17 protein-coding genes are annotated in these 22556 nt (G+C 72.0%); 9 read left to right on the forward strand and 8 right to left on the reverse strand.

The window, feature by feature from the left end:
* Positions 1-33: 33 nt before the first annotated feature.
* Entirely contained in the window at positions 34-933 is a 900-nt protein-coding gene (locus tag dqs_RS02235) for a transporter substrate-binding domain-containing protein (protein WP_065339538.1), read from the reverse strand.
* A gap of 296 nt (positions 934-1229) precedes the next feature.
* Here dqs_RS02235 and dqs_RS02240 point away from each other — a divergent pair, with 296 nt between their 5' ends.
* The 4 genes from dqs_RS02240 to pdeM are packed head-to-tail and all read left to right on the forward strand — an operon-like array spanning position 1230 to position 7399.
* Complete coding sequence (locus dqs_RS02240; protein WP_065339539.1) at positions 1230-2273, forward strand: ligase-associated DNA damage response exonuclease; 1044 nt, start codon at positions 1230-1232, stop codon at positions 2271-2273.
* Positions 2270-3913, forward strand: coding sequence for an ATP-dependent DNA ligase (locus dqs_RS02245; RefSeq protein WP_065339540.1), 1644 nt, complete (start codon positions 2270-2272; stop codon positions 3911-3913). Before dqs_RS02240 ends, dqs_RS02245 begins: the two co-directional genes overlap by 4 nt.
* A 52-nt stretch (positions 3914-3965) precedes the next feature.
* Positions 3966-6728, forward strand: coding sequence for a ligase-associated DNA damage response DEXH box helicase (locus dqs_RS02250; RefSeq protein ID WP_065339541.1), 2763 nt, complete (start codon positions 3966-3968; stop codon positions 6726-6728).
* 2 nt (positions 6729-6730) lie between these two features.
* Positions 6731-7399, forward strand: a complete 669-nt coding sequence (gene pdeM, locus dqs_RS02255) for a ligase-associated DNA damage response endonuclease PdeM (RefSeq protein WP_065339542.1) — start codon at positions 6731-6733, stop codon at positions 7397-7399.
* Between the two features lie 8 nt (positions 7400-7407).
* Here pdeM and dqs_RS02260 read toward each other — a convergent pair whose 3' ends face one another.
* From dqs_RS02260 to dqs_RS02270, 3 genes are read right to left on the reverse strand one after another with little or no spacing between them, the layout of a single operon-like run.
* A complete protein-coding gene (locus dqs_RS02260; RefSeq protein ID WP_065339543.1) occupies positions 7408-8742 on the reverse strand; it encodes a sigma-54-dependent transcriptional regulator in 1335 nt (444 codons plus the stop codon).
* Entirely contained in the window at positions 8739-10700 is a 1962-nt protein-coding gene (locus dqs_RS02265; RefSeq protein WP_084018167.1) for a sensor histidine kinase, read from the reverse strand. Before dqs_RS02265 ends, dqs_RS02260 begins: the two co-directional genes overlap by 4 nt.
* A complete protein-coding gene (locus dqs_RS02270; protein WP_011764184.1) occupies positions 10666-12432 on the reverse strand; it encodes a cation:proton antiporter domain-containing protein in 1767 nt (588 codons plus the stop codon). Before dqs_RS02270 ends, dqs_RS02265 begins: the two co-directional genes overlap by 35 nt.
* A 108-nt stretch (positions 12433-12540) precedes the next feature.
* Between dqs_RS02270 and dqs_RS02275 the strand changes: the two genes are divergently transcribed.
* Positions 12541-14322, forward strand: coding sequence for a sensor domain-containing diguanylate cyclase (locus tag dqs_RS02275; RefSeq protein ID WP_157108130.1), 1782 nt, complete (start codon positions 12541-12543; stop codon positions 14320-14322).
* Positions 14323-14338: 16 nt separating this feature from the next.
* Here the strand turns inward: dqs_RS02275 and dqs_RS02280 are convergent, their stop codons facing one another.
* The 4 genes from dqs_RS02280 to dqs_RS02295 form a co-directional block, all read right to left on the reverse strand.
* Positions 14339-14899 carry a hypothetical protein gene (locus dqs_RS02280; RefSeq protein ID WP_011764186.1) on the reverse strand — a complete coding sequence of 187 codons (561 nt, stop codon included), beginning with the start codon at positions 14897-14899 and terminating at the stop codon, positions 14339-14341.
* Positions 14900-14960: 61 nt separating this feature from the next.
* Positions 14961-15857: an NAD(P)/FAD-dependent oxidoreductase gene (locus dqs_RS02285; RefSeq protein WP_065339545.1), complete on the reverse strand. Its 897-nt coding sequence runs from the start codon at positions 15855-15857 to the stop codon at positions 14961-14963.
* A gap of 81 nt (positions 15858-15938) precedes the next feature.
* A complete protein-coding gene (locus dqs_RS02290) occupies positions 15939-17750 on the reverse strand; it encodes an ABCB family ABC transporter ATP-binding protein/permease (protein WP_011764188.1) in 1812 nt (603 codons plus the stop codon).
* Between the two features lie 22 nt (positions 17751-17772).
* Positions 17773-18408, reverse strand: coding sequence for a LysE family translocator (locus dqs_RS02295; protein ID WP_065339546.1), 636 nt, complete (start codon positions 18406-18408; stop codon positions 17773-17775).
* Between the two features lie 434 nt (positions 18409-18842).
* Here dqs_RS02295 and dqs_RS02300 point away from each other — a divergent pair, with 434 nt between their 5' ends.
* From dqs_RS02300 to dqs_RS02315, 4 genes are all read left to right on the forward strand, one after another.
* Positions 18843-19961, forward strand: coding sequence for a CobW family GTP-binding protein (locus dqs_RS02300; protein WP_065339547.1), 1119 nt, complete (start codon positions 18843-18845; stop codon positions 19959-19961).
* Between the two features lie 119 nt (positions 19962-20080).
* Entirely contained in the window at positions 20081-20281 is a 201-nt protein-coding gene (locus dqs_RS02305) for a hypothetical protein (protein WP_011764191.1), read from the forward strand.
* Positions 20282-20433: 152 nt separating this feature from the next.
* A complete protein-coding gene (locus dqs_RS02310; protein WP_011764192.1) occupies positions 20434-21120 on the forward strand; it encodes a winged helix-turn-helix domain-containing protein in 687 nt (228 codons plus the stop codon).
* Positions 21110-22498 carry a sensor histidine kinase gene (locus dqs_RS02315; RefSeq protein ID WP_065341611.1) on the forward strand — a complete coding sequence of 463 codons (1389 nt, stop codon included), beginning with the start codon at positions 21110-21112 and terminating at the stop codon, positions 22496-22498. The genes dqs_RS02310 and dqs_RS02315 overlap by 11 nt, the downstream gene beginning before the upstream one ends.
* Positions 22499-22556 lie beyond the last annotated feature (58 nt).

A 22556-nucleotide genomic window follows, 5' to 3' on the forward strand; every position in this document is an offset into this window, starting at 1 on the left:
CCCCTCCTGACCGCTCGTCCTGGCTTCGCCCCCTTACTCCACGCCCTTGTCGGTCGGATTGGTCAGCGCGGCCTTGGTGGCGGCGCTCATCGGGAAGTTCAGGTTCACGTTGCGCGGCGGGTTCGGCTGCGTGAACCACTTGGTGTACATCTTCTCGGCCTCGCCCGACTTCATCAGCCCGGTCAGCGCCTTGTCGACCACCGCCTTGAACTCGGTGTCGTCCTTGCGCAGCATCACGCCGTAGGGCTCGTCGCGCAGCGAGGGGCCGACGATCTCGTAGGCGGCAGGGTTCTTGGAGCTGGCGATCAGGCCGGCGAGCAGGATGTCGTCCATCACGAAGGCGGCGGCGCGACCGCTCTCGACCATCAGGAAGGAATCGGCATGGTCCTTGCCGTAGATGTTGCGCACGTCGATCGACTTGCCCTTTTCGTTCTGCTTGATCAGCGCGTCCGAGGTGGTGCCGGTGGTGGTGGCGACCGGTTTGCCGTTGAGGTCGCCGATATCCTTGATGCCGGAATCCTTGCGCACCGCCATGCGCACGCTGGTGACGAAGTAGTTCACCGAGAAGCCCACCTGCTGCTGGCGCTGGACGCTGTTGGTGGTGGAGCCGCATTCGATGTCGATGGTGCCGTTCTGCATCAGCGGGATGCGGTTCTGCGAGGTCACCGCCTGGTACTTCACCTCCAGCTTGGGCAGCTTCAGCTCGTCCTTCACCGCTTCGACCACCTTCGCACACAGGTCCATCGCGTAGCCCACCGGCTTCTGGTCCGCGTCCAGGTAGGAGAAGGGCACCGAGGATTCGCGGTGGCCGACCGTGATCGTGCCGCTGTCCTTGATCTTCTTCAGCGTGCCGGTCGGTTCGGCGGCATGGGCGGGCGCGGCGAGGCCGGCAGCGGCGAAGCAGAGGGCGAGGACGGAAAGGGAGGTGCGCATGACCAGTCTCCAGACGAGGTAGGAAAGATGGACGCCGCCGGCGTCCGATGCGGTCCACCAGTGCAGGGACCGTGCCAGCGCGCCCGACGGTGTGATTGCCCGGCGCCGCGCGGGTTCTGCGGCGGCGGCCCGTGCCGGGCGTTCGGAAATCCGGTCGCAGCGCTGCGTCGCCGTTCGGAAAACCGAACGGTGCCCGGTGCGGGAACACCGCCGGCGCCGCGGCGGTCCCTTGTGCAGCGCCGGCGGGGGGAGCCAAGCCCGGCCGGCGCGCCCCGTCCGTCACGCCGCTGGAGCACATGGATCTCATCGTCGCCCGCCCCGAAGGCCTGTACTGCCCGCCCGGGGATTTCTACATCGACCCCTGGCGCCCGGTGGATCGCGCCGTGATCACCCACGGCCATGGCGACCACGCCCGCCCCGGCCACCGTCATTACCTCGCTGCCGCGCCGGGCGAGGGCGTGCTGCGCGCGCGCCTGGGCGAAATTCCGCTGCAGACGCTCGGTTATGGCGAGGAGGTCCGCCACCACGGCGTCGGCATCCGCTTCCACCCTGCGGGGCACGTGCTCGGCTCCGCCCAGGTGCGGATCGAATACCGGGGCGAAGTCTGGGTGGCCTCCGGCGACTACAAGCTGGAAGCGGACGGCACCTGCGACGCGTTCGAGCCGGTGCGCTGCGACACCTTCATCACCGAATCCACCTTCGGCCTGCCGATCTACCGCTGGCCGCCGCAGGCCGAGCTGGGCGCGGCGATCAATGCCTGGTGGCAGGCCAATGCCGCGGCCGGGCGCGCTTCGGTGCTGTTCTGCTACGCCTTCGGCAAGGCCCAGCGCATCCTGCATCTGCTCGACCCCGCCATCGGCCCCATCGTCGTGCACGGCGCGGTGGAGCCGCTCAACGCGGTGTACCGCGCCGCGGGCGTCGCGCTGCCGGCCACGCGCAAGGTCGGCGAGGTGGCGGCGGAGGATCTGCGGCGCGCCCTGGTGCTGGCGCCGCCCTCGGCCCAGGGCAGCCCGTGGCTGCGCCGTTTCGGCGACTACGCCGATGCCTTCGCCAGCGGCTGGATGCGCATTCGCGGCACGCGCCGCCGGCGCGGGGTGGACCGCGGCTTCGTGCTGTCGGACCACGCCGACTGGCCCGGCCTGCTGCGCGCGATCGAGGCCACCGGCGCACAGCGGGTGTTCGTCACCCACGGCAGCGTCGCGGTGCTGGTGCGCTGGCTGGGCGAGCAGGGGCTGGCGGCGCAGGCCTTTGCCACCGAATACGGCGAGGAGGACGACGCCGGCCAGGGCGGCGCGGGCGATTCCGCGCGCCCGGACGATGCGGCGGAGCCCCCGCAATGAAGGCCTTTGCCGCCCTCTACGCCGAACTCGACGCCACCACTTCCAGCAATGCCAAGCTCGCCGCGATGGTGGCCTACTTCCGCGCCGCGCCGGCGGCGGATGCGGCGTGGGCGGCCTACTTCCTCGCCGGCGGCAAACCGCGCCAGCTGGTGCCGGTGCGCCAGCTGCGGGAATTCGCGATGCGCATCGCCGGCGTGCCCGAATGGCTGTTCGAGGAGAGCTACCAGGCGGTGGGCGACCTCGCCGAGACGCTGGCGCTGCTGCTGCCCGAAGGCGTGGCGGGCGACGATGCGCCGCTGGCCGAATGGGTGGAGGCGCGCCTGCTGCCGCTGCGCGGGCTGCCGCCCGACGTGCTGCAGCCGCGGCTGGAGATGCTGTTCGGCGCGCTGTCGACGCTGCAGCGCTTCGTCTGCGCCAAGCTCATCACCGGCAGCTTCCGCGTCGGCGTGTCGCGCCTGCTCGTCACCCGCGCGCTGGGCGAGGCCGGCGGGGTCGATACCCGGCGCGTCGCCGAACGCCTGATCGGCTACACCGACATCGGCGCGCGCCCCGACGCCGCCAGCTACCGCGCGCTGCTCGCGCCGCCCGCGCCGGCCGAGGGCGCGCGCGACGACGGCCTGCCCTATCCCTTCTTCCTCGCCCATCCGCTGCAGGCGCCGGTGGAGGCGCTGGAGGACCGCCTCGGGCCGCCGGAAAACTGGCTGATCGAATGGAAATGGGACGGCATCCGCGCCCAGCTGGTGCGCCGCGGCGGCCGCAGCTGGCTGTGGTCGCGTGGCGAGGACCTCGTCACCGAACGCTTTCCGGAGCTGGCCGCGCTCGGCGCCGAGCTGCCCGAAGGCACCGTGATCGACGGCGAAATCCTGGTGTGGAAGGCGGGGCGGGTGCAACCCTTCGCCGCGCTGCAGAAGCGGCTCGGGCGCAAGACCGTGGGCACCCGCCTGCTCGCCGAGGCGCCGGTGGTGCTGTGCGCCTACGACCTGCTCGAGTGGCAGGGCGAAGACTTGCGCGCGCAGCCGCAACACGCCCGCCGCGCCGCGCTGGAACGGCTGGCGCAGCATCACCCCCAGCGCGCGCTGCAGCTGTCGCCGCTGCTGCACGGGGAGGACTGGGCGGCGCTCGCGCGCCTGCGCGAGGAGGCCCGCGAGCGCGGCGTCGAAGGCATGATGCTGAAGGGCCGCGACGCGCCCTATGGCGTGGGCCGCAGCAAGGAAGGCGGCGTGTGGTGGAAATGGAAGATCGACCCCTACAGCATCGACGCGGTGCTGATCTATGCCCAGCGCGGCCACGGCCGCCGCGCCAGCCTCTACACCGACTACACCTTCGCGGTGTGGGACGCCCCGCCCGACGCGCCGCAGCGGCGGCTGGTGCCGTTCGCGAAGGCGTATTCCGGCCTGACCGATGCGGAGATCCGGCAGGTGGATGCGATCGTGCGCAAGACCACGCAGGACAAGTTCGGCCCGGTGCGCAGCGTGACGCCGGAGCAGGTGTTCGAACTCGGCTTCGAAGGCATCGCCCGCAGCGCCCGCCACAAGAGCGGCATCGCGGTGCGCTTTCCGCGCATCCTGCGCTGGCGGCACGACAAGCCGGCGGCCGAGGCCGACACCCTGCAGACGCTGGCGGAGCTGCTGCCGCCGTGAGCACTGCCCGTCCTGTGCCGCTGTCGGCAAACCGCCACGCGAGGGCGGGCCGGTGAGTCCGCCGCGCAAGCCGCCGTCGCGCCGGGCCACACCCCGGCCGCCGGGCAGCCTGCCGCGCCTCGCGCCCCGGCGCGGAGCGGCCGCGGCCGCGCGAGCGCGCGCCGCCGCGATCGAGGCCGTGGATGCCGCGCGCGCCGCGGCCGCGGGCGCCGGTGTCGCCGAACCGACGGTCGAGTGTGCGCCGCTGCCCGGCTGCGAACCGGGTTCGTCGCTGCCGATGGCGGCGCGCATCGAGCGCTGGTACGCCGCGCGCGGCTGGGCACCGTTCGACTTTCAGCGCGCGCTGGCGACGGCCGTGGCGGCCGGTGAAAGCGGGCTGCTGCATGCCACTACCGGCGCCGGCAAGACCTACGCCGCCTGGTTCGCGGCGCTCGCACGCTGGGCGGCGGCGGGCGCCCCATCGGCGTCCGGGACTCGCGGCGGGCCGCCGGCGCCGCCGCTCACGCTGCTGTGGCTGACGCCGATGCGCGCGCTTGCCGCGGACACCGGGCGCGCGCTGCAGGCGCCGCTGGCCGAACTCGGCTGCGACTGGCGCGTGGGCGTGCGCAGCGGCGACACCGCGGCCAGCGAGCGCGCCGCGCAGGACCGCCGCCTGCCGACCGCGCTCGTCACCACGCCGGAAAGCCTGTCGCTGCTGCTGTCGCGCGCCGAGGCGGCGCAGACCCTGGGCGCGGTCGCGATGGTGGTGGTGGACGAGTGGCACGAGCTGCTCGGCAACAAGCGCGGCGTGCAGGTCCAGCTCGCGATCGCGCGGCTGCGGCGCTGGAACCCGGCGTTGGTGGTGTGGGGGCTGTCGGCCACGCTCGGCAATCTCGACCACGCCCGCGCGGCGCTGCTCGGCCCCGCGCATGCCGCGCAGGGCCGCCTGCTGCGCGGCGAGGTGCCCAAGCAGCTGCAGATCGACACCCTGCTGCCGAGCGCGCCGGCGCGCTTTCCGTGGGCCGGCCACCTGGGCATGCAGATGCTGCCGCAGGTGGTGGCGGAGATCGACGCCAGCGCCACCGCGCTGGTGTTCGTCAACACGCGTTCGCAGGCGGAGCTGTGGTACCAGGCCCTGCTCGACGCCCGTCCCGACTGGGCCGGCCTGCTCGCGCTGCACCACGGTTCGCTCGATGCGGACAGCCGCGCGTGGGTGGAGGCGGGGCTGAAGGCGGGCACGCTGAAGGCAGTGGTGTGCACCTCCAGCCTCGATCTCGGGGTCGATTTCCTGCCGGTGGAACGGGTGCTGCAGATCGGTTCGCCCAAGGGCGTGGCGCGTCTGCTGCAGCGCGCCGGGCGCTCCGGTCACGCGCCCGGGCGGCCCTCGCGGGTGACGCTGGTGCCCACCCACAGCCTGGAACTGGTCGAGGCCGCCGCCGCGCGCGCGGCCGCCGAGGCCGGCCATGTCGAGGCGCGCCGTTCGCCCGAACAGCCGATGGACGTGCTGGTGCAGCACCTGGTGACGGTGGCGCTCGGCGGCGGCTTCCGCCCGGACGCGCTGCTTGCCGAGGTGCGTGGCTGCCACGCCTACCGCGCGCTCGACGAGGCCGCGTGGCAGTGGGCGCTGGATTTCGTCGGGCGCGGCGGCGCAGCGCTGGTGGCCTATCCCGACTACCGGCGCGTGGCGCCGGACGAGGGCGGCGTGTGGCGGGTGCCGGACGCGCGGCTGGCGCGCCGCCACCGCATGGGCATCGGCACCATCGTCAGTGACGCCGGCATCAGCGTGCGCTACTGGGGCGGCCGTGGCGCGGCCGGCGGGCGGCTGGGCACGGTGGAGGAGAGCTTCGTCGCGCGCCTGCGCCCGGGCGACTGCTTCCTGTTCGCCGGCCGCCTGCTCGAACTGGTGCGCGTGCACGAGATGACCGCCTGGGTGCGCCGCGCGAGCGGCGCGCGCCCGGCGGTGCCGCGCTGGAACGGCGGCCGCATGCCGCTCTCGTCCGAACTGGCGGCGGCCGTGGTGGCGGCGCTCGACGATGCCGCCGAAGGCCGCTTCGACGCGCCCGAACTCGAACGCGCGCGGCCGCTGCTGGAGCTGCAGGCGCGCTGGTCGGCGCTGCCGCGGCGCGGTGCCCTGCTCGCCGAAACGCTGAAGACGCGCGAAGGCCACCACCTGTTCCTGTACCCGTTCGCCGGGCGCGCCGTCCATCTCGGCCTCGCCAGCCTGTTCGCGTGGCGGCTGGCGCGCACGCGGCCGCTGAGTTTCTCGATCGCGGTGAATGACTACGGCCTGACGCTGCTGTGCGCCGAGGACCCGGACTGGGATGCCGCGCTCGGCGCGGGCCTGTTCGAGGCCGGCGACCTGCTCGGCGACGTGCTCGCCAGCCTCAATGCCGGCGAACTCGCACGCCGCCGCTTCCGCGAGATTGCGCGGGTGTCGGGGCTGGTGTTTACCGGCTACCCGGGCGAGGCGCGCAGCACCCGCCAGCTGCAGGCCTCCGCCGGCCTGTTCTACGAGGTGTTCCGCAACCACGACCCCGCCAATCTGCTGCTGGACCAGGCCGAGCAGGAGGTGCTGCGGCAGGAGCTGGAACTCGGCCGGCTCGAGGCGGCGCTGGCGGCGATGCGGGCCGCGCGCCTGCTGCGGGCGCCGCTGCGGCGCCCCAGCCCGTTCGCGTTTCCGCTGCTGGTCGAGCGCATGCGCGAAAAGCTCTCCACCGAAAAGCTGGCCGACCGCATCCGCCGCATGCTCGACGAACTGGAGCGCGCGGCCGACGCGCCGGCCGTTTCGCGTGCGGTGCGCGGGCGTGCGGCGCCGTCGGCGGCGCGGGAGGGCTGACCGTGCCGGCCCACGTCGACCTCGAGCGCGCCGGCCTGTGCCTGCGCCTGCTGCCGGAGCGCGCGGTGTGGTGGGCGGACGAGGCCACGCTGTTCATCGCCGACCCGCATTTCGGCAAGGCCGCCGCCTATCGCGCGCTCGGCCAGCCGGTGCCGCGCGGTACCACCGGCGAAACGCTGGCGCGGCTCGATCGCCTGCTGGCGCAGTGGCCGGCGCGGCGGCTGGTGGTGCTGGGCGACTTCCTGCATGCGCCCGAAGCCCATGCGCCGGCCACCCTGGCGGCGATGCAGCGCTGGCGCGAGCGCCACCCGCGGCTCGACTGCGTGCTGGTGCGCGGCAACCACGACGACCGCGCGGGCGACCCGCCGCCGGCGCTGGGGATCGCGGTGGTCGACGAGCCGCTGGCGCTGGGGCCGCTGAGGCTGTGGCACGCGCCCCCGCCGCCGGAGCGGGTGCCGCCCGGCTGCTTCGCGCTCGGCGGCCACCTGCACCCGGCCTACGTGCTGCGCACCCGCCACGAACGCCTGCGGCTGCCGTGCTACCTGTTCGGCCCCGCGGTGGGGGTGCTGCCGGCTTTCGGCGCATTCACGGGCAGTGCGGAGGTGTGGCCCGGGCCGCTCGACACCGTGTGCGTGGTCGGCGACGGCGAGGTGTTCCGCGTCACCGGCTAGCGCGGCCCTCAGGCGTCGCGCGCGCCCAGGCCGTACTTGCGGATCTTGTCGTGCAGCGTGGTCTTGGCCACGTGCAGCGCCTCGGCGGCGCGGCTGAGGTTGCCCGCCTGGCGGCGCAGTTCGGCGTCGATCAGGCTGCGTTCGAAGTGCTCCACCTGCTCCGCCAGCGACAACGCGGCCACGCTGCCGGCGGTGCCGAGCACCGCGTTGGCGACGCCCAGCACCAGGCAGTCGGCGACGTTACGCAGTTCACGCACGTTGCCCGGCCAGCCGTGTGCCATCAGCCGGCTCATGTGCTCCGGGCTCACCGCCGGCAGCGGGCGTTCGAAGCGCTGCGCGGCCTGCAGCAGGAAGTGCTCGAGCAGCAGCGGGATGTCCTCGCGCCGTTCGCGCAGCGGCGGCAGTTCGATGGTGACGACGTTGAGCCGGTAGTAGAGGTCGGCGCGGAATTTTCCCTGGTTGGCGAGTTCGAGCAGGTCGTCCTTGGTGGCGGCGACGACGCGGGTATCGACCGGCAGCAACTGGTTGGAGCCGAGGCGTTCGATCACGCGCTCCTGCAGCACCCGCAGCAGCTTGATCTGCACGCCCATCGGCATGCTCTCCAGTTCGTCGAGGAACAGGGTGCCGCCGCTGGCGTGCTCGATCTTGCCGACGCGGCGCTTCTGCGCGCCGGTGAAGGCGCCGGCCTCGTGGCCGAAGAGTTCGCTGTCGAGCAGGTTGTCGGGCAGGCCGCCGCAGTTGAGCGCGACGAAGTTGGCCTTGCGGCGCGGGCCGCGGTCGTGCAGGCAGCGCGCCACCAGTTCCTTGCCGGTGCCGGTCTCGCCGTGGATCAGTACGTCCACCGTCTGCCCGGCGACGTCCAGGATCAGCCGGCGCAGCCGCTCCATCTGCGGCGAACGGCCGATCAGCGCGGCGTCCAGCCCGTCGCGCTGCTCCAGGCGGCGGCGCAGTTCCACCACTTCCAGCGCAAGGGCGCGCTTGTCGAGCGCGCGCCGCACCACTTCGACCAGCAGGTCGGGCGCGAAGGGCTTCTGGATGAAGTCGTAGGCGCCGCTGCGCATCGCCTCCACCGCCAGGGTGACGTCGCCGTGGCCGGTGATCATGATCACCGGCAGGTCGGGGTCGAGTTCGCGCGCACGCCGCACCACGGCGAGGCCGTCGGCGCCGGGCAGGCGCATGTCGGTGACGACGATGCCGGGAAAGCCGGCGCCGAGCTTGGCCAGCCCGGCCTCGGCCGAGCCGACCGCGTCGACCGCGATGCCCGCGAGCTGCAGTGCCTGCTCGCAGCCGAGCCGCACGTTGGGGTCGTCTTCGATGACAAGGACGTGGAGTGGGGCGGTCATGGCGCGGCGGACTCCGGGGCTGGGGCGGGATTGAGGAACACGGTGAAATAGGTGCCGCCGCTGGCGCGGTTGTCGGCGTCGAGGTCGCCGCCGAATTCGCGCACGATGTCGCGCGAGATCGCCAACCCGAGGCCGAGGCCTTCGCCGGCCGGCTTGGTGGTGAAGAAGGGTTCGAACAGCCGCCCGCGCAGCGCCTCCGGCACGCCGCAGCCGGTGTCGCCGATGCGCAGCAGGATGCGACCGTCGGCGTGGCGCACCGCGTGGATGGAAAGCTCGCGCCGCGGCTGGCCGCGCATCGCGTCGATGGCGTTGCCGATGAGGTTGATCAGCACCTGCTCCAGCCGGTTCTGGTCGCACCAGGCGATCGCCTCGCCCGCCACGCAGGCGTTGTCCACCGTGATGTCGGCGCTCTTCAGCCGCTGTTCGAGCAGGAACAGCGCGTTGCCCACCGCGTGCGTCACGTCCACCGCCGCCGGCACCGCGGGCGATTTGCGCGCGAAGGTCTTCAGCGGGGTGATGATGCTCGCCATCTGGTCGGCGAGGCGGCCGACGATGTCGAGGTTCTTCGCGGCCGTGTCCTGGTCGCCGCGGCGCATGAATTCCACTGCATTGCCGGCGAGCGTGCGCATCGCGCCCAGCGGCTGGGTCAGCTCGTGGGTGACGCTGGTGGCGAGCTGGCCCAGCACCGCCAGCTTGCCGGCCTGCACCAGCTCGTCCTGCGCGGCGTGCAAGGTTTGCTCGGCGTGCTGGCGCTCGGCGATCTCCTTGCGCAGGCGGGCGATGGATTCGGTGAGCGCGCGGGTGCGGCGCGCGACCTTGTTTTCCAGCTCGGCATTGGAGCGTTCGAGCAGGCGCTGCGCCTCCAGGCGCTGGCGCAGGATGCGGCGGCGCTGCGCGATGAAGATCGCCAGCAGCACCACGAAGGCGGCCGCCACCAGCGCCAGCGCGGCCTGGCTGGCGGCCTGGTGGCGCACCGGGGTGAGGTCGGAGAACACCAGCAGGCGCCAGCCGGTGTCGGGCAGCGTGCGGCCCTGCGCGAGGTAGTAGCCGGAGTTGCGCGGCAGCTCGGGCGGCAGCGCGATGCGGCGGTCCAGCCGCAGTTCCACGCCGTCTTCATCCGCCATCGGCAGCTGCGCCGCCACCGGCTCGGGCCCGATCGTCAGCGGCTGGATCGGACGGCCGTTGTAGAGCCGGTTGGCTTCGATCTCGGCCACCGTAGCCGGGGACAGCGGCGCCAGCGAGCGGTACAGCCAGCCCGGCACCGCGGTCAGGATGACGACGCCGTTCTCGTCGCTGATCAGCGCCGGGGTGCCGAGCGACAGCCAGGTCTCCTCCAGCCCGCCCAGCGGAATCTTGATGACCGCGACGCCGATGATCTCGCTGCCGTCGCGGATCGGATGCGAGACGAAGTAGCCCGGGTCGCCGCGCGTGGTGCCGATCGCGAAGTGGCGCCCGGCCTGGCCGGCGATCGCGCGCTGGAAATACGGCCGGAAGCTGAGGTCTTCGCCGATGAAGCTGTCGCCGTGGGCCCAGTTGCTGGCCGCGCGCACCTCGCCGCGGCGGTCGAGCACGAACAGCGCGATGCTGCCGATGTGGCCGTTGAGCCGTTCCAGATAGCGGTTGGCGGCTGCTGCGCGCGCCTCGCTGTCGGGCGCGTGCAGCAACGCGAGGACCTCGGGCGAGAGTTCGATGGTGGCGGGGATGTGGGCATAGCGGTTGACCACGCCGTCGATCGCGGCGGCGCCGAGGTCGAGGCGGTGGCTGGCTTCCACCTGCAGCGCGCGCATGCCCAGCCCTTCGCCCAGGCGGTAGCCGCCGAAGCCGGCCAGGCTGACCAGCAGCACCGCCAGCGCCGCGAGCAGCGGCCCGTGGCCCGGCCGCGGACGCTCCGGCGCCGGGCGGGGAACCGCCTCGGCCGCGGAGTCAGCTTTCGCGGAAGGCGACGATGCGGCGGTCACGTTCCTGCTCCAGCAGGCGGCTGGCGGCGTCGGCGGGCACGCCCAGGGTTTCGAGTACCGAGCCGGTGAGCTTGAGCCCGGATTCCAGGGTTTCCGGCACCACCACCGAGGCGCCGGCCTCGCGCAGGGTCAGCGCGTGTTTCTCGTCGCGCGCGCGGGCGATGATGCGGACGTGCGGATTGCTCTGGCGGATGCCCTTCACCGCGTGCACCGCGGCGGCGGTGTGGTCCATCGTCAGCACCACCGCGAGCGCGCGGTCGAGGTGCAGCTTGCGCAGCAGTTCTGGGCGGCTGGCGTCGCCGTAGATCACCGCGGCGCCGGTCTTGCGCTGGCCGGCCACCAGCTTGGCATCGGTTTCCACGGCCACGTGCGGCACGCCCTGTTCGGCCAGCATCTGCCCCACCATCTGGCCGACGCGGCCATAGCCGGCGATCAGCACATGGCCGCGCAGGGTGCCGAACTCGGCGTCCTCCTGGGCCGCCGGCGGCTGGCGGCGGTCCATCGCGGCCCCCAGCTCGCGTCCGAGCCGCGCCACCACCGGCGTTGCGAGCATCGACAGACCCACCGCCAGCAGCATGAACTGGCCGACGTCGCGCGGCAGCAGCTTGAAGGACAGCGCGAGGCCGATCACGATGAAGGCGAACTCGCCCCCCTGGCCGAGCAGGAAGCCGCCTTCGACCGCGCGCCCCCATGACAGCCCGAACAGGCGCAGCAGCGCGAACACGACCGCGCCCTTGATGATCATCAGCCCGGCCACCGCGAGCGGAATCCACAGCGGTTCGGCAAGCAGCGCGCGCAGGTCGATGCCCATTCCCACCGACAGGAAGAACAGCCCCATCAGCAGGCCCTTGAAGGGCTCGATCGTGACCTCGACCTCGTGGCGGAACTCGGTCTCGGCGATGATCAGGCCGGCCAGCAGCGCGCCGAGCGCCATCGACAGGCCGGCCGCCCAGGTCATCGCGGCGACGCCGAGCGTGGTCAGCAGCGTCAGCGCCATGAAGGTGTCGGGCTGGCGGCTGACGGTGATCTGGTGGAACACCGGCCGCACCAGGCGGCGCCCGATCAGGTAGATCAGCCCCACCGTCACCAGCCCCTTGGCCGCGGCGGTGCCGAGCAGCAGCGCGAAGCTGCCCTCGCTGTTGCCGGCGCCGAGGATGCTGAGCAGCACCAGCAGCGGCACCACGGCCAGATCCTGCAGCAGCAGGATCGCGAACGCCGCCTGGCCGAGCGGGCCGCCCAGCTCGCCGCGCTGGATCAGCAACTGCATGACGATGGCGGTGGACGAGAAGGACAGCACCAGGCCCAGGATCACCGAGGCTTCGGTGGTGTTGCCGAACAGATGGGCGATGCCGCCGATCAGCGCCGCGGTCAGCGCCACCTGCAGCGTGCCGAGCCCGAACACCTGGCGCCGCAGCGACCACAGCCGGTCCACCGAGAGTTCGAGGCCGATCATGAACATCAGGAAGATCACGCCGAGTTCGGCCAGCGTTTCCACCTCTTCCTGGCGCGGAAAAGTGACGTAGGCCAGCCACGGGTGCGCCGGCACGAAACTCGCTAGCCCGTATGGCCCGAGCGCGGTGCCGACGGCGAGAAAACCGAGCACCGGATTGATGCGCAGGCGGGCGAGCAGCGGAATCAGCACCCCCGAGAGGGCGAGAAAGAGGATCGTCTCTTTCAGGAAGGGAAACGCTTCGTGGTCCATGCGGTAGCGCGACGCGCTGAAGTGGTGCATGAGTGTAATGGATCGGCACCCGCGCTCGCGCCTGTCGCAGACAAGCGGAGCTTGCGATGCCTAAAATGACGGCTATGTCATGAACCCCCTTGCAGGAGCTTCTTCCGCGTGCAGCGCAGAACCCGTCGATCCTGGACCAGCGTGATGCTGGCGACCCTCGGCGTCGCCGCGGCAGGGCTGGTGCTGTTCACCGGCGACCTGCTCGAAGGGCGGCTGCACGAGCGCTGGCGCGCCGAGCGCCTGTCCGAGCTGTCGGGCTTGCGCGCCCAGCTCGAAGGCCGGCTCAACGGGGCGATCAACCTCACCGCGGGCCTGGTGGCCCACGTCGCGGTGCACGGCGGCATCGGCGAGGAGGAATTCGAACGCCTCGCGGCCGAGCTGATGGTCGAGCGCAGCCTGCTGCGCAACATCACCCTGGCGCCGGGCAACGTCATCGGCATGGTGTATCCGCTGCGCGGCAACGAGCGCGCAATCGGGCTCGACCTGCTCAACCATCCGGTGCAGGGCGCGGCCACGCGGCGCATGCTCGCGCTCAACCGGCCGGTGCTGGCCGGGCCGGTAGACCTGGTGCAGGGCGGCCGGGCGCTGATCCACCGGGTGCCGATCTTCCTTTCTCCGCCCGACGGGCCGCCGCGCAGCGGCAGCTACTGGGGGTTGATGAGCACCCCGATCGACTTCGACGGGCTGCTCGCGCAGGCCGGCCTCACCGATCCGCACCTGCGCTTCCGCATCGCGCTGCGCGGCGTGGACGGGATGGGCGCCGACGGCGCGGTGTTCTGGGGCGACGCGGCGCTGTTCGACGACCGCGACGCGATCGCGCTCGACATCCAGGTGCTCAATGGCTCGTGGCGCATGGCGGCGCTGCCGCTGGACGAGCCGGCGGTGGGCAACACCGTGTGGGCGGCGCGCGCGGCCGCGGTGCTGCTGGTGGTGGTGACGCTGGCGATGGTGCTGCGGCTGCGCAGCATGGATCTGCGCCTCACCGAATCGGAAGCGCTGCACCGCGAGCTGGCCGAGCAGATCCGCGACGTGCTGTTCCGCACCGACGCGGCCGGGCGGGTGATCTACCTGAACCCGGCGTGGACCCAGATCACCGGGCGCGAGGTCAGCACCTGCCTGGGCTATCACTGGACCGAGCTGGTCGAGGTCGAACCGGGCGACGGCGTGCGCCTGCGCACCGCCAAGCTGCTGTCCGACGCCCGTCACGACGGCGGCAACACGCCGGCCCTGCAGAACGAGCGGGTCCATCTGACCGATTGCGACGGCACGCGGCGCACGCTGGTCGTGCGTGCCGGCGTGCATCGCAACCCCGCTGGCGCGGTCGAAGGCGTGGTCGGCATCATGGTGGATATTTCCGAGCAGGAACGGCTGGAGGCGCGGGTGCGTCATCTGGCACTGCACGACAGCCTGACCGGGCTTGCAAACCGCGTGCTGCTCGCCAGCCGCTTCCAGCAGGCGGCGGAGTTCGCCCGCCGCATGGGCCACCGCATGGCGGTGCTCTACCTCGATCTGGACGGCTTCAAGCCGATCAACGACGGCTATGGCCACGAGACCGGCGACCGCGTGCTGTGCGGCATCGGCGAGCGCCTGCAACTGAGCGTGCGCGAGAGCGACACGGTGGCGCGCGTGGGGGGCGACGAGTTCGTCATCCTGCTCGGCCAGGTGCTGTCGGTGGATGACGCGCGCGCGGTGGCGCTGAAGGTGCAGGACGTGCTGGCGCCGGCGCTGGTGGTGGGCGAACAGCGCTTTTCGGTGCGCGCCAGCATCGGCATCAGCGTGTTCCCGGACCACGGCGGTTCGCTGGACGAACTGCTGCGCGCGGCGGACCGCGCGATGTACCGGGTAAAGAGTGCCGCCGCGGGCGGTCACATCGGCGTCATCGACGCCTGAGGCGGCGGGCGTCCGCTCAATCCTGCTGGCCGGGGAAGGTGTCGCGCCACTCCACGCTCTCGGGCGCGAAGCGGGCGATGCGCAGCGAACCGAGGAAGGCGGCGTAGTCGTCCAGCGACGCATAGGGGCCGTGCACCCCGCGCATCGCACTCCATTCGGGACCGGCGCCGTAGTCCATCACCATCAGCTTGTCGCCGTCCATGAAGCCCGCCACCCAGTGGTGCGGCTGGCCGTAGCGGTTCTTGATGAAGACGTAGCGGGCGCGGTAGCCGGGGTTGATCCGGTTGAGCGACTGGATTGCGAACGCCGCGGCATCGGTGCAGTAGCCGGAGCGCAGGGCGAAGGTGCCGTCGGCGGCGCGCGCGAGCAACCCCGCGGGGCCGTTCTGGCGCGTGCGCTGCAGGATGGTGTCGAGCCGGCCGCGGTCAAAGCTGAAGTTGCCTTCCAGCCAGCCGGCCACGTCCTGATAGCGGCTCCAGCCCGCCACGGCGGCTTCGTAGCCTGCGCCTGACTGGGCGTGGACCGCCGGGGCGGCGGCGCAGAGGACGGCGGCGAATAGGGCGGCGAGCGGCTTCATCGGCGGACTCCGGACGGGAAGCCGGCACTATAGCCGCCGGGTGCGCGGCGGTAAGGGCTTTTCAGGCCCAGGCGGGCCCCAGCGCGCGATGGATGGCAGCCGCCGCGATCGCGGCGCCGCCGGTGGCGACGCTGATCTGGTTGAGGCCCTGCACCACGTCACCCGCGGCGTAGAGGCCCTCGATGCTGGTCATGTGATGGCGGTCGGTCAGCAGATAGCCCTGCTCGTCGCGCTCGGCATCGGGCGCGAGGTCGGCCTGGATGCGGGTGCCGAGCGCGCTGTACACCGAGTCGCAGCGGGTTTCGTCGTCGCCGTGGCGCACCACCACGCCGCCGTCGGCGAGCCGCAGGCTGGCCACCGCGTGCTCCGCCAGCATGATGTCGGCGTCGCGCAGGCGCTGGCGCTCGCGCGCCGAGATTTCAACCGTGTCGGACAGCGGGAAGACGTGCAGCCGGGCGGTGAAGCCGCGCAGGTAGAGCGCCTCGCGCGCGCCGGCGTCGCCATCGGCGAGCACGCCGACGGTCTGGCCGGAGACCTCGTAGCCGTCGCACACCGGGCAGTAGCGCAGCGCGCCGCTGCGCACCGCCTCCGCCAGGTAGGGCATCGGCGGCTCGACGTCGGTGACGCCGGTGGCGAGCAGCACCGCACGAGCGTGCGTGGTGCTGCCGTCGGCAAGGCGCGCGGAAAAACGTGTGCCCTCGCGTTCGAGGGCGGTGACGCGGCCGCTGGCGAAATCGACCCCGTAGCGCGTGGCCTGCAGCCGGATCGCCGCCACCAGCTCGCCGCCGCGCACGCCGTCCGGGTAGCCGGGCATGTTGTGCGAGCGCGGGATGCGGGTGGCGCGGCTGCAACCGTCATCCACCAGCCGCACCCGGCGGCGGAAGCGCGCGAGGTAGAGCGCCCCGGTCAGCCCGGCGGGGCCGCCGCCTATCACCAGCGCATCGAAATCCTGCGACATCGCCCTCTCCCGGGTAGTCCTCCCAGGGTGCGACCGCGCGTGCGGGCAAAAGCTCCGCCGCGCGGCGCCGGTTTCGCACGCTCAGGTCGCCGCTTCGGCGCGCTCCGCTTCCTGCTGTTGCAGCAGCCACATCTGGGTATAGAGCCCTTCCTGCGCGAGCAGGTCGAGATGGTGGCCACGTTCGGCGATGCGGCCCTGGTCGAGCACGATGATCTCGTCGGCGTCCATCACGGTGGACAGCCGGTGCGCGATCACCAGCGCGGTGCGGCCGCTGGCGGCGCGCTCGATCTGCGCCTGGATGGCCTTCTCGGTGCGCGAATCGAGCGCCGAAGTGGCTTCGTCGAAGATCAGGATCGCCGGGTTCTTCAGCAGCGCGCGCGCAATCGCCACGCGCTGCTTCTCGCCGCCGGAGAGCTTGAGCCCGCGCTCGCCCACGCGGGTCTCGTAGCCGTCGGGCAGGCGGCGGATGAAGTCCTCCAGCTGCGCGGCGCGCGCGGCGGCTTCCACCTCGTCGCGGCTGGCGTCGGGGCGGCCGTACTGGATGTTGTAGAACAGCGTGTCGTTGAACAGCACGGTGTCCTGCGGAACGATGCCGATCGCGGCACGCAGGCTGTCCTGGGTGAGGTCGCGCACGTCGTGGCCGTTGACCCGGATCGCGCCCGACTGCACGTCGTAGAAGCGGTACAGCAGGCGCGCCAGCGTCGATTTGCCCGAGCCCGAATGGCCGACCACCGCCACCGTGCGCCCGGCGGGAATCTCGAAATCGACCTCGAACAGGATCGGCCGCTTGGCATCGTAGGCAAAGCCGACGCGCTCGAAGCGCACGCTGGCCGGGCCGGGCGGCAGCACGCGCGCGTCGGGCCGGTCGGCGATCTCGCGGTGCTCGTGCATCAGCCCGAACATGCGTTCGATGTCGGTCAGCGCCTGGCGCAGCTCGCGGTAGATCACGCCGAGGAAGTTGAGCGGGATGTAGAGCTGGATCAGGAAGGCATTGACCAGCACGATGTCGCCCAGCGTCATGCTGCCGGCCGCGACGCGGCTGGCCGCCGCCCACATCATCGCGGTGACGCCGACCGCGATGATGGCCGCCTGACCGATGTTGAGCGCCGACAGCGAATACTGGTTGCGGACCTGGGCGCGGGTCCACTGCTTCAGCTGCTCGTCGTAGCGGCGGGCCTCGAAGGCCTCGTTGTTGAAGTACTTCACCGTCTCGAAGTTCAGCAGGCTGTCGATCGCACGCGCATTGGCGGCGGAATCCAGCTCGTTGGCCTGGCGCCGCAGCGCGGTGCGCCAGTTGGTCACCTTCACCGTAAACACGATGTAGAAGGCCAGCGTGCCGAGCGTGATCAGCGCGAACACCGCGTCGTACTGCACCAGCAGGATGCCCACGACGAGGCCGATCTCCACCAGCGTCGGCAGGATGGAGTACAGCGTGTAGCTGATCAGCGAGCCGATCGACCGGGTGCCGCGCTCGATGTCGCGGGTCAGCCCGCCGGTCTGGCGTTCGAGATGGAAGCGCAGGCTGAGCGCGTGCAGGTGGCGGAACACCCGCAGCGAGATCTCGCGCACCGCCTGCTGGGTGACGCGCGCGAACACGATCTCGCGCAGCTCGGTGAACAGCGAGGTGGAAAAGCGCAGCACGCCGTAGGCCAGCAGCAGCGCCGCCGGCACCACGATCAGGGCTTGCTGCGGCGTGATCGTGAGCGCGTCGACCAGGTGCTTGAAGATGATCGGCACGGTGACGTTGGCGCCCTTGGCGGCGAGCAGGCAGCCGAGGGCGAAGATCACCCGGCCCTTGTAGGCCCAGATGAAGGGGACGAGGCTCTTCAGCGTCTGCCAGTCGTGGCGTTCGCCGCTGGCCGGGGCGGGTAGCGGGGCGGGGGCGCGTCTCATCGGGGAGCGGTTCTCTGGTTTCTTATAGGGTGTGGTCGTCGGTCGCGAGCCGCAGCGCGAGGCCGATGAAGATCAGCCCGGCGATGCGGTCCAGCCAGGCGCCGGCCGCGGGGCGGCGCGCGATGACGCGGCCGAGCGTGCCGGCCGCCAGCGCGAAGCTGCCGAACACCAGCACCGTCTGCGCGGCGAACAGGCTGCCGAGCGCCACCATCTGCAGCGTCGCATGGCCGCCGTCGGCGCTGACGAACTGCGGCAGGAAGGCGAGGAAGAACAGCGCCACCTTGGGGTTGATCGCATTGGCGACGAAGCCGCGGCGCACGTCGCGCAGCCAGGGTGCCCGCGTCGCGGCAACGCCGTCCAGGCGCGGCGCCGCGGCAAAGCGCAGGGCCTGCACGCCCAGCCAGGCGAGATAGGCGGCACCCGCGAGCTTGAGCGCGAGGAAGACCTGCGGCGACGAGGCCAGCGCCGCACTCACCCCCAGCGCCGCCCACAGCGTGTGGGTGAAGCAGCCGAGCGCGCAGCCCAGCGCAATCCCGAACCCCGCCAGCCGCCCACGCGCCAGGCTGTGCCCGAGCACCATCAGGTTGTCCGGCCCGGGGGCAAAGGTGATCGCCACCGAGATGGCGATGAAGGCGGCGAGGGTATCGAAGCTGGGCATGGCGGCGGTGTACGGCGGGAGGGGGGATTCTGTTGCGGGGGCGGGGTGGCGTCAAACCGGGCGGGGCCCTTGCATGAGGGGTGGAGCAGGCGGTCGGGTTCTTGCTCCTCCCCCTTCAAGGGGAGGCTGGGAGGGGGATGGGGTTTGCAGCGCGCCCCTGACCCCATCCCCACCCCGGCCCGGCAGCCGGTGCCGCAGGGCACCGTCGTTCGATCAGCGGCAAGCAGCGCTTGCCGAAACCCTGCCCTCACCCCCTTGAAGGGGAGGGGGCAAAGCGTCGGGCCTGGCAGCTTTCGCGTTTACTGGCAGGCCGCGGCCGCGCCGGTTTGCCGCCCTCTCCGCGCCCGGTTCGGACGGAAGGGAAAGGGCGATACCGCTCATGGACCGCGCGTCCGTATCATTCATTACTCACTTCGCCTCACCACGCCGTCCCCATGACCCCCGACACCCCCGACACTCCCGACACTCCCGACCGCCGCATCCCCGTCACCGTCCTCACCGGCTTCCTCGGCGCCGGCAAGACCACGCTGCTCAATCACCTGCTGCGCCAGCCGGGCATGGAGGGATGTGCGGTGCTCATCAACGAGTTCGGCGAGGTCGGGGTCGATCACCATCTCGTCGAGAAGGTCGACGAGACCCTGATCGTGCTCGATTCCGGCTGCATCTGCTGCAGCGTGCAGGGCGATCTGGTGAAGGCGCTGAAGGGGCTCTTCATGCGCGCGCTGCGGCGCGAGATTCCCGCGCTGCGGCGGGTGCTGATCGAGACCACCGGGCTGGCCGACCCGGCGCCGGTGATCTTCACGCTGATGGAAGAGCCCTTCATTGCCGAACGCTACCGTTGCGACGGCGTCGTCACCGCGGTGGATGCGACCCATGCCGACGGCCAGCTCGACCGCCAGCGCGAGGCGGTGCGTCAGGTGGCGATGGCCGACCGGCTGTTGATCACCAAGTGCGACCTGGCGGACGCGGCGGTGCGCGCCGGACTGTCGGCGCGGCTGGCGCAGCTCAACCCGGCGGCGCAGCAGATCGAGGTGGTGCGCGGCGAGGTCGCGCCCGACGCGCTGTTCGGCTGCGGCCTCTACGATGCCGCGGGCAAGATCCCGGACGTGGCGGCGTGGCTGGGCGAGGAGCGCGCCCGGGCGGCCGCGGCGCGGGCCGCGGCCGCCGCCCCGGCGTGGCGCAAACCCGGCGCGGCGCCGCGCCACGGCGCCGCCGCGCGCCACGACGAAGGCATCGCCAGCCACGTGCTGGTGTTCGACGCGCCGCTCACCTGGTACGGCTTTTCCGATGCGCTCGGGGTGATCCTGCAGGCCTATGGCGACCGCATCCTGCGCGTGAAGGGCCTGATGAACATCGCCGGCGACCCGCTGCCGCGGGTGGTGCAGTGCGTGCAGCACGTTGCCTATCCGCCCGCCAGCCTGCCCGCCTGGCCCACCCGGCCGCCCTACGACGACCGCCGCAGCCGGCTCGTCTTCATCGTGCGCGATCTGCCGCGCAGCGAGCTGGAGCAGATCTTCTTCGGCGTGGCCGGGGTGCCGGTGATGCCGCAGTAGCGCCGGCGGTGGCGCAAGATTGATTTTCCTTAATGTTCCGCGAAGGGGCGCTTAATGCGCGGCCGCGCAGACTGGGTGCTCGACGACAAGCCGGTCGTTGCCACTGAAAAGGAACTGCCATGAACGCCACCCAGATCAAAGCCCTCGTTGCCGGTGCCGCCGCCGCGCTGGCGCTGACCGCCACCGCCGTGCAGGCCGCCGACGCGCCCGCCGGCGACGCCACCGCGCCCGCCGTGACCAAGAAGCACACGGCGAAGAAGACCACCCACAAGAAGACCAGCCACAAGAAGGCCGCGGCCAAGCCGGCCGACGCCCAGTAAGCCCCGTGCGGCCCGCGCGCGGCGCGGCGCGGGCAGGCGTCGTACACTGGCGCAGGCGGCGCGATGGCCGCGCCGCGACTTGCCCATCGACCCCCGTCCCGCGGCTTCGCCGCGGGCACGCACGACGCCCGGAGCCGGCGCGGGAGGACCGCATGAAGATCCTGCTCGTCGAAGACGACGCCCAACAGGCGGGCTACATCCGCAAGGGCCTGCAGGAAGCCGGCCACACGGTCGATGTCGCCGCCGACGGCCGCGACGGGCTCTTTCTCGCCACCACCGCCAGCTTCGATGCGATCGTGCTCGACCGCATGCTGCCGCGCGTGGACGGCCTCACCGTGCTGCGCACGCTGCGGGCCTCTCGGATAGCGACCCCGGTGGTGGTGCTGTCCGCGCTCGGCGAGGTGGACGACCGCGTCGCCGGGCTGCGCGCTGGCAGCGACGACTATCTGGTCAAGCCCTTCGCGCTGTCCGAACTGCTCGCGCGGCTGGACGCGCTGCAGCGGCGCGGCAACGGCCGCGCGGAAGCGGAGCAGACCCGGCTGCAGACCGCCGACCTCGAGATGGACCTGCTGCGGCGCAGTGTCAGCCGCGGCGCCACCCGCATCGAACTCAAGCCGAAGGAGTTCCGTCTGCTCGAATTCCTGCTGCGCCATTCCGGTCAGGTGGTCACCCGCAGCATGCTGCTGGAGGCGGTGTGGGACTACCACTTCGATCCCCAGACCAACGTCATCGACGTGCACATCTCCAACCTGCGCGCCAAGATCGACCTGCCCGGGCTGCCGCCGCTGATCCACACCGTGCGTGGTGCCGGCTACCGGCTGGGCGGCGATGCCGCGTGAGCGCGCTGGCGGGCTGCGGGCCTGGTTCGCCAGCCCCTTCCACCGCTTCGCGGTCGCGCTGCCGGCGGCCATCGCGCTGATCGTCGGCGCGCTGTTCTACCCGCTGTTCATCGAGGCCGAGGCCCACATCCGCGAGGAGGTGCAGGCCGCGATCGAGTTCGAGATCGCCGGGCTGGAGGCGCATTTCCACGAACGCGGCCTCGCCGGCCTGCGCGACGCGCTGCAGCGGCGCATCGAGATTTCGCCCGACCGTGCCGCGGTCTACCTGCTCGCCGACCGCGACGGCCGCGCGCTGGCGGGCAACTTGTCGCAATGGCCGGCGGGGGTGTCCGCCAACGACGAGGCGTGGTTTCACGTCGCCGAAGCGGACGGCGAGACGCTGGAAGGGCGGGTCTTCATCCTGTTCGGCGGCGAACGCCTGCTGGTCGGGCGGCGCTCGCCGCTGGAGGCGTTCCAGCGCAACATGACCGCGCGGCTGTGGTGGTCGGCGGCGCTGATCATCCTTGTCGCCGGGGTCATCGGCGGCCGCTTCATGCAGCACCTGCACCGCCGCCTGGCGCGGCTGGCGGCCGAGGCGGGCCGCATCCAGGAAGGCCACCTCGCGCAGCGCCTGTCGCTGAGCGCGCGCGGCGACGAGCTGGATGCGCTCGCCGAACGCTTCAACAGCGCCTTCGACGAGATCGAGCGTCTGGTGGACGCCGCCAAGCATGTGTCGAGCGCGATCGCGCACGACATGCGCCGGCCGCTGATCGCGCTGCGCAACGCGATCGACGAGGCCAGACGCAGCCCCGGCGCCGACCCCGCGCTGCGCACCCAGCTCGAAGGGCTGCGCGACCAGACCGAAGAGCTGCTGCGGACCTTCTCGGCGCTGCTCAGCCTGGCGCGCATCGAGGCCGGCGCGCTCGGGCCGCTGCTGCAGGCGGTCAACCTCACCGAGATCGTGCGCGACGCGATCGACCTCTACGAACCGCTCGCCGCTTCGCAGGGGCGCGCGCTCAACCCCCGCCTCGCGCCCGCCTGCGTGCGCGGCGACCGCGATCTGCTGTTCCAGGTGCTGCAGAACCTGATCGAGAACGCGCTCAAGCATGGTGCCGGCGATATCGACATCGGCGTAGACACCCTGCCCGACGGCGGCGCGCGGCTCACCGTGCGCGACCACGGCGAGGCGGTCGCGGCGGCCGACCTGCCGCATCTGTTCGAGCGCTTCTTCCGCGCCGACAGCAGCCGCAGTGCGGCCGAAGGCGCCGGCATCGGCCTTGCGCTGGTGCGGGGCATCGCCGAGGCGCACGGCGGCAGCATCCGTGCCACCGACGCGCGCCCCGGCTTGTGCGTCGAAATCCTGCTCGCGCCGGGAAGGCGCGGGGTCGAGAAGTCCTGAGCCGCACCGTTTCAATCCGGTGCGTGCCTTGCGCATCAATGCACAACGGCAGTGCATT

The organism is Azoarcus olearius (assembly GCF_001682385.1).
Lineage (GTDB): Bacteria > Pseudomonadota > Gammaproteobacteria > Burkholderiales > Rhodocyclaceae > Azoarcus > Azoarcus olearius.

What these genes read in the sequence shown, in the direction of transcription:
- dqs_RS02235 (WP_065339538.1), bottom strand. Translation starts at nt 933, where the DNA reads ATGCGCACCTCCCTTTCCGTCCTCGCCCTCTGCTTCGCCGCTGCCGGC.
- dqs_RS02240 (WP_065339539.1), top strand. Translation starts at nt 1,230, where the DNA reads ATGGATCTCATCGTCGCCCGCCCCGAAGGCCTGTACTGCCCGCCCGGG.
- dqs_RS02245 (WP_065339540.1), top strand. Translation starts at nt 2,270, where the DNA reads ATGAAGGCCTTTGCCGCCCTCTACGCCGAACTCGACGCCACCACTTCC.
- dqs_RS02260 (WP_065339543.1), bottom strand. Translation starts at nt 8,742, where the DNA reads ATGACCGCCCCACTCCACGTCCTTGTCATCGAAGACGACCCCAACGTG.
- dqs_RS02270 (WP_011764184.1), bottom strand. Translation starts at nt 12,432, where the DNA reads ATGCACCACTTCAGCGCGTCGCGCTACCGCATGGACCACGAAGCGTTT.
- dqs_RS02280 (WP_011764186.1), bottom strand. Translation starts at nt 14,899, where the DNA reads ATGAAGCCGCTCGCCGCCCTATTCGCCGCCGTCCTCTGCGCCGCCGCC.
- dqs_RS02285 (WP_065339545.1), bottom strand. Translation starts at nt 15,857, where the DNA reads ATGTCGCAGGATTTCGATGCGCTGGTGATAGGCGGCGGCCCCGCCGGG.
- dqs_RS02290 (WP_011764188.1), bottom strand. Translation starts at nt 17,750, where the DNA reads ATGAGACGCGCCCCCGCCCCGCTACCCGCCCCGGCCAGCGGCGAACGC.
- dqs_RS02295 (WP_065339546.1), bottom strand. Translation starts at nt 18,408, where the DNA reads ATGCCCAGCTTCGATACCCTCGCCGCCTTCATCGCCATCTCGGTGGCG.
- dqs_RS02300 (WP_065339547.1), top strand. Translation starts at nt 18,843, where the DNA reads ATGACCCCCGACACCCCCGACACTCCCGACACTCCCGACCGCCGCATC.
- dqs_RS02305 (WP_011764191.1), top strand. Translation starts at nt 20,081, where the DNA reads ATGAACGCCACCCAGATCAAAGCCCTCGTTGCCGGTGCCGCCGCCGCG.
- dqs_RS02310 (WP_011764192.1), top strand. Translation starts at nt 20,434, where the DNA reads ATGAAGATCCTGCTCGTCGAAGACGACGCCCAACAGGCGGGCTACATC.
- dqs_RS02315 (WP_065341611.1), top strand. Translation starts at nt 21,110, where the DNA reads ATGCCGCGTGAGCGCGCTGGCGGGCTGCGGGCCTGGTTCGCCAGCCCC.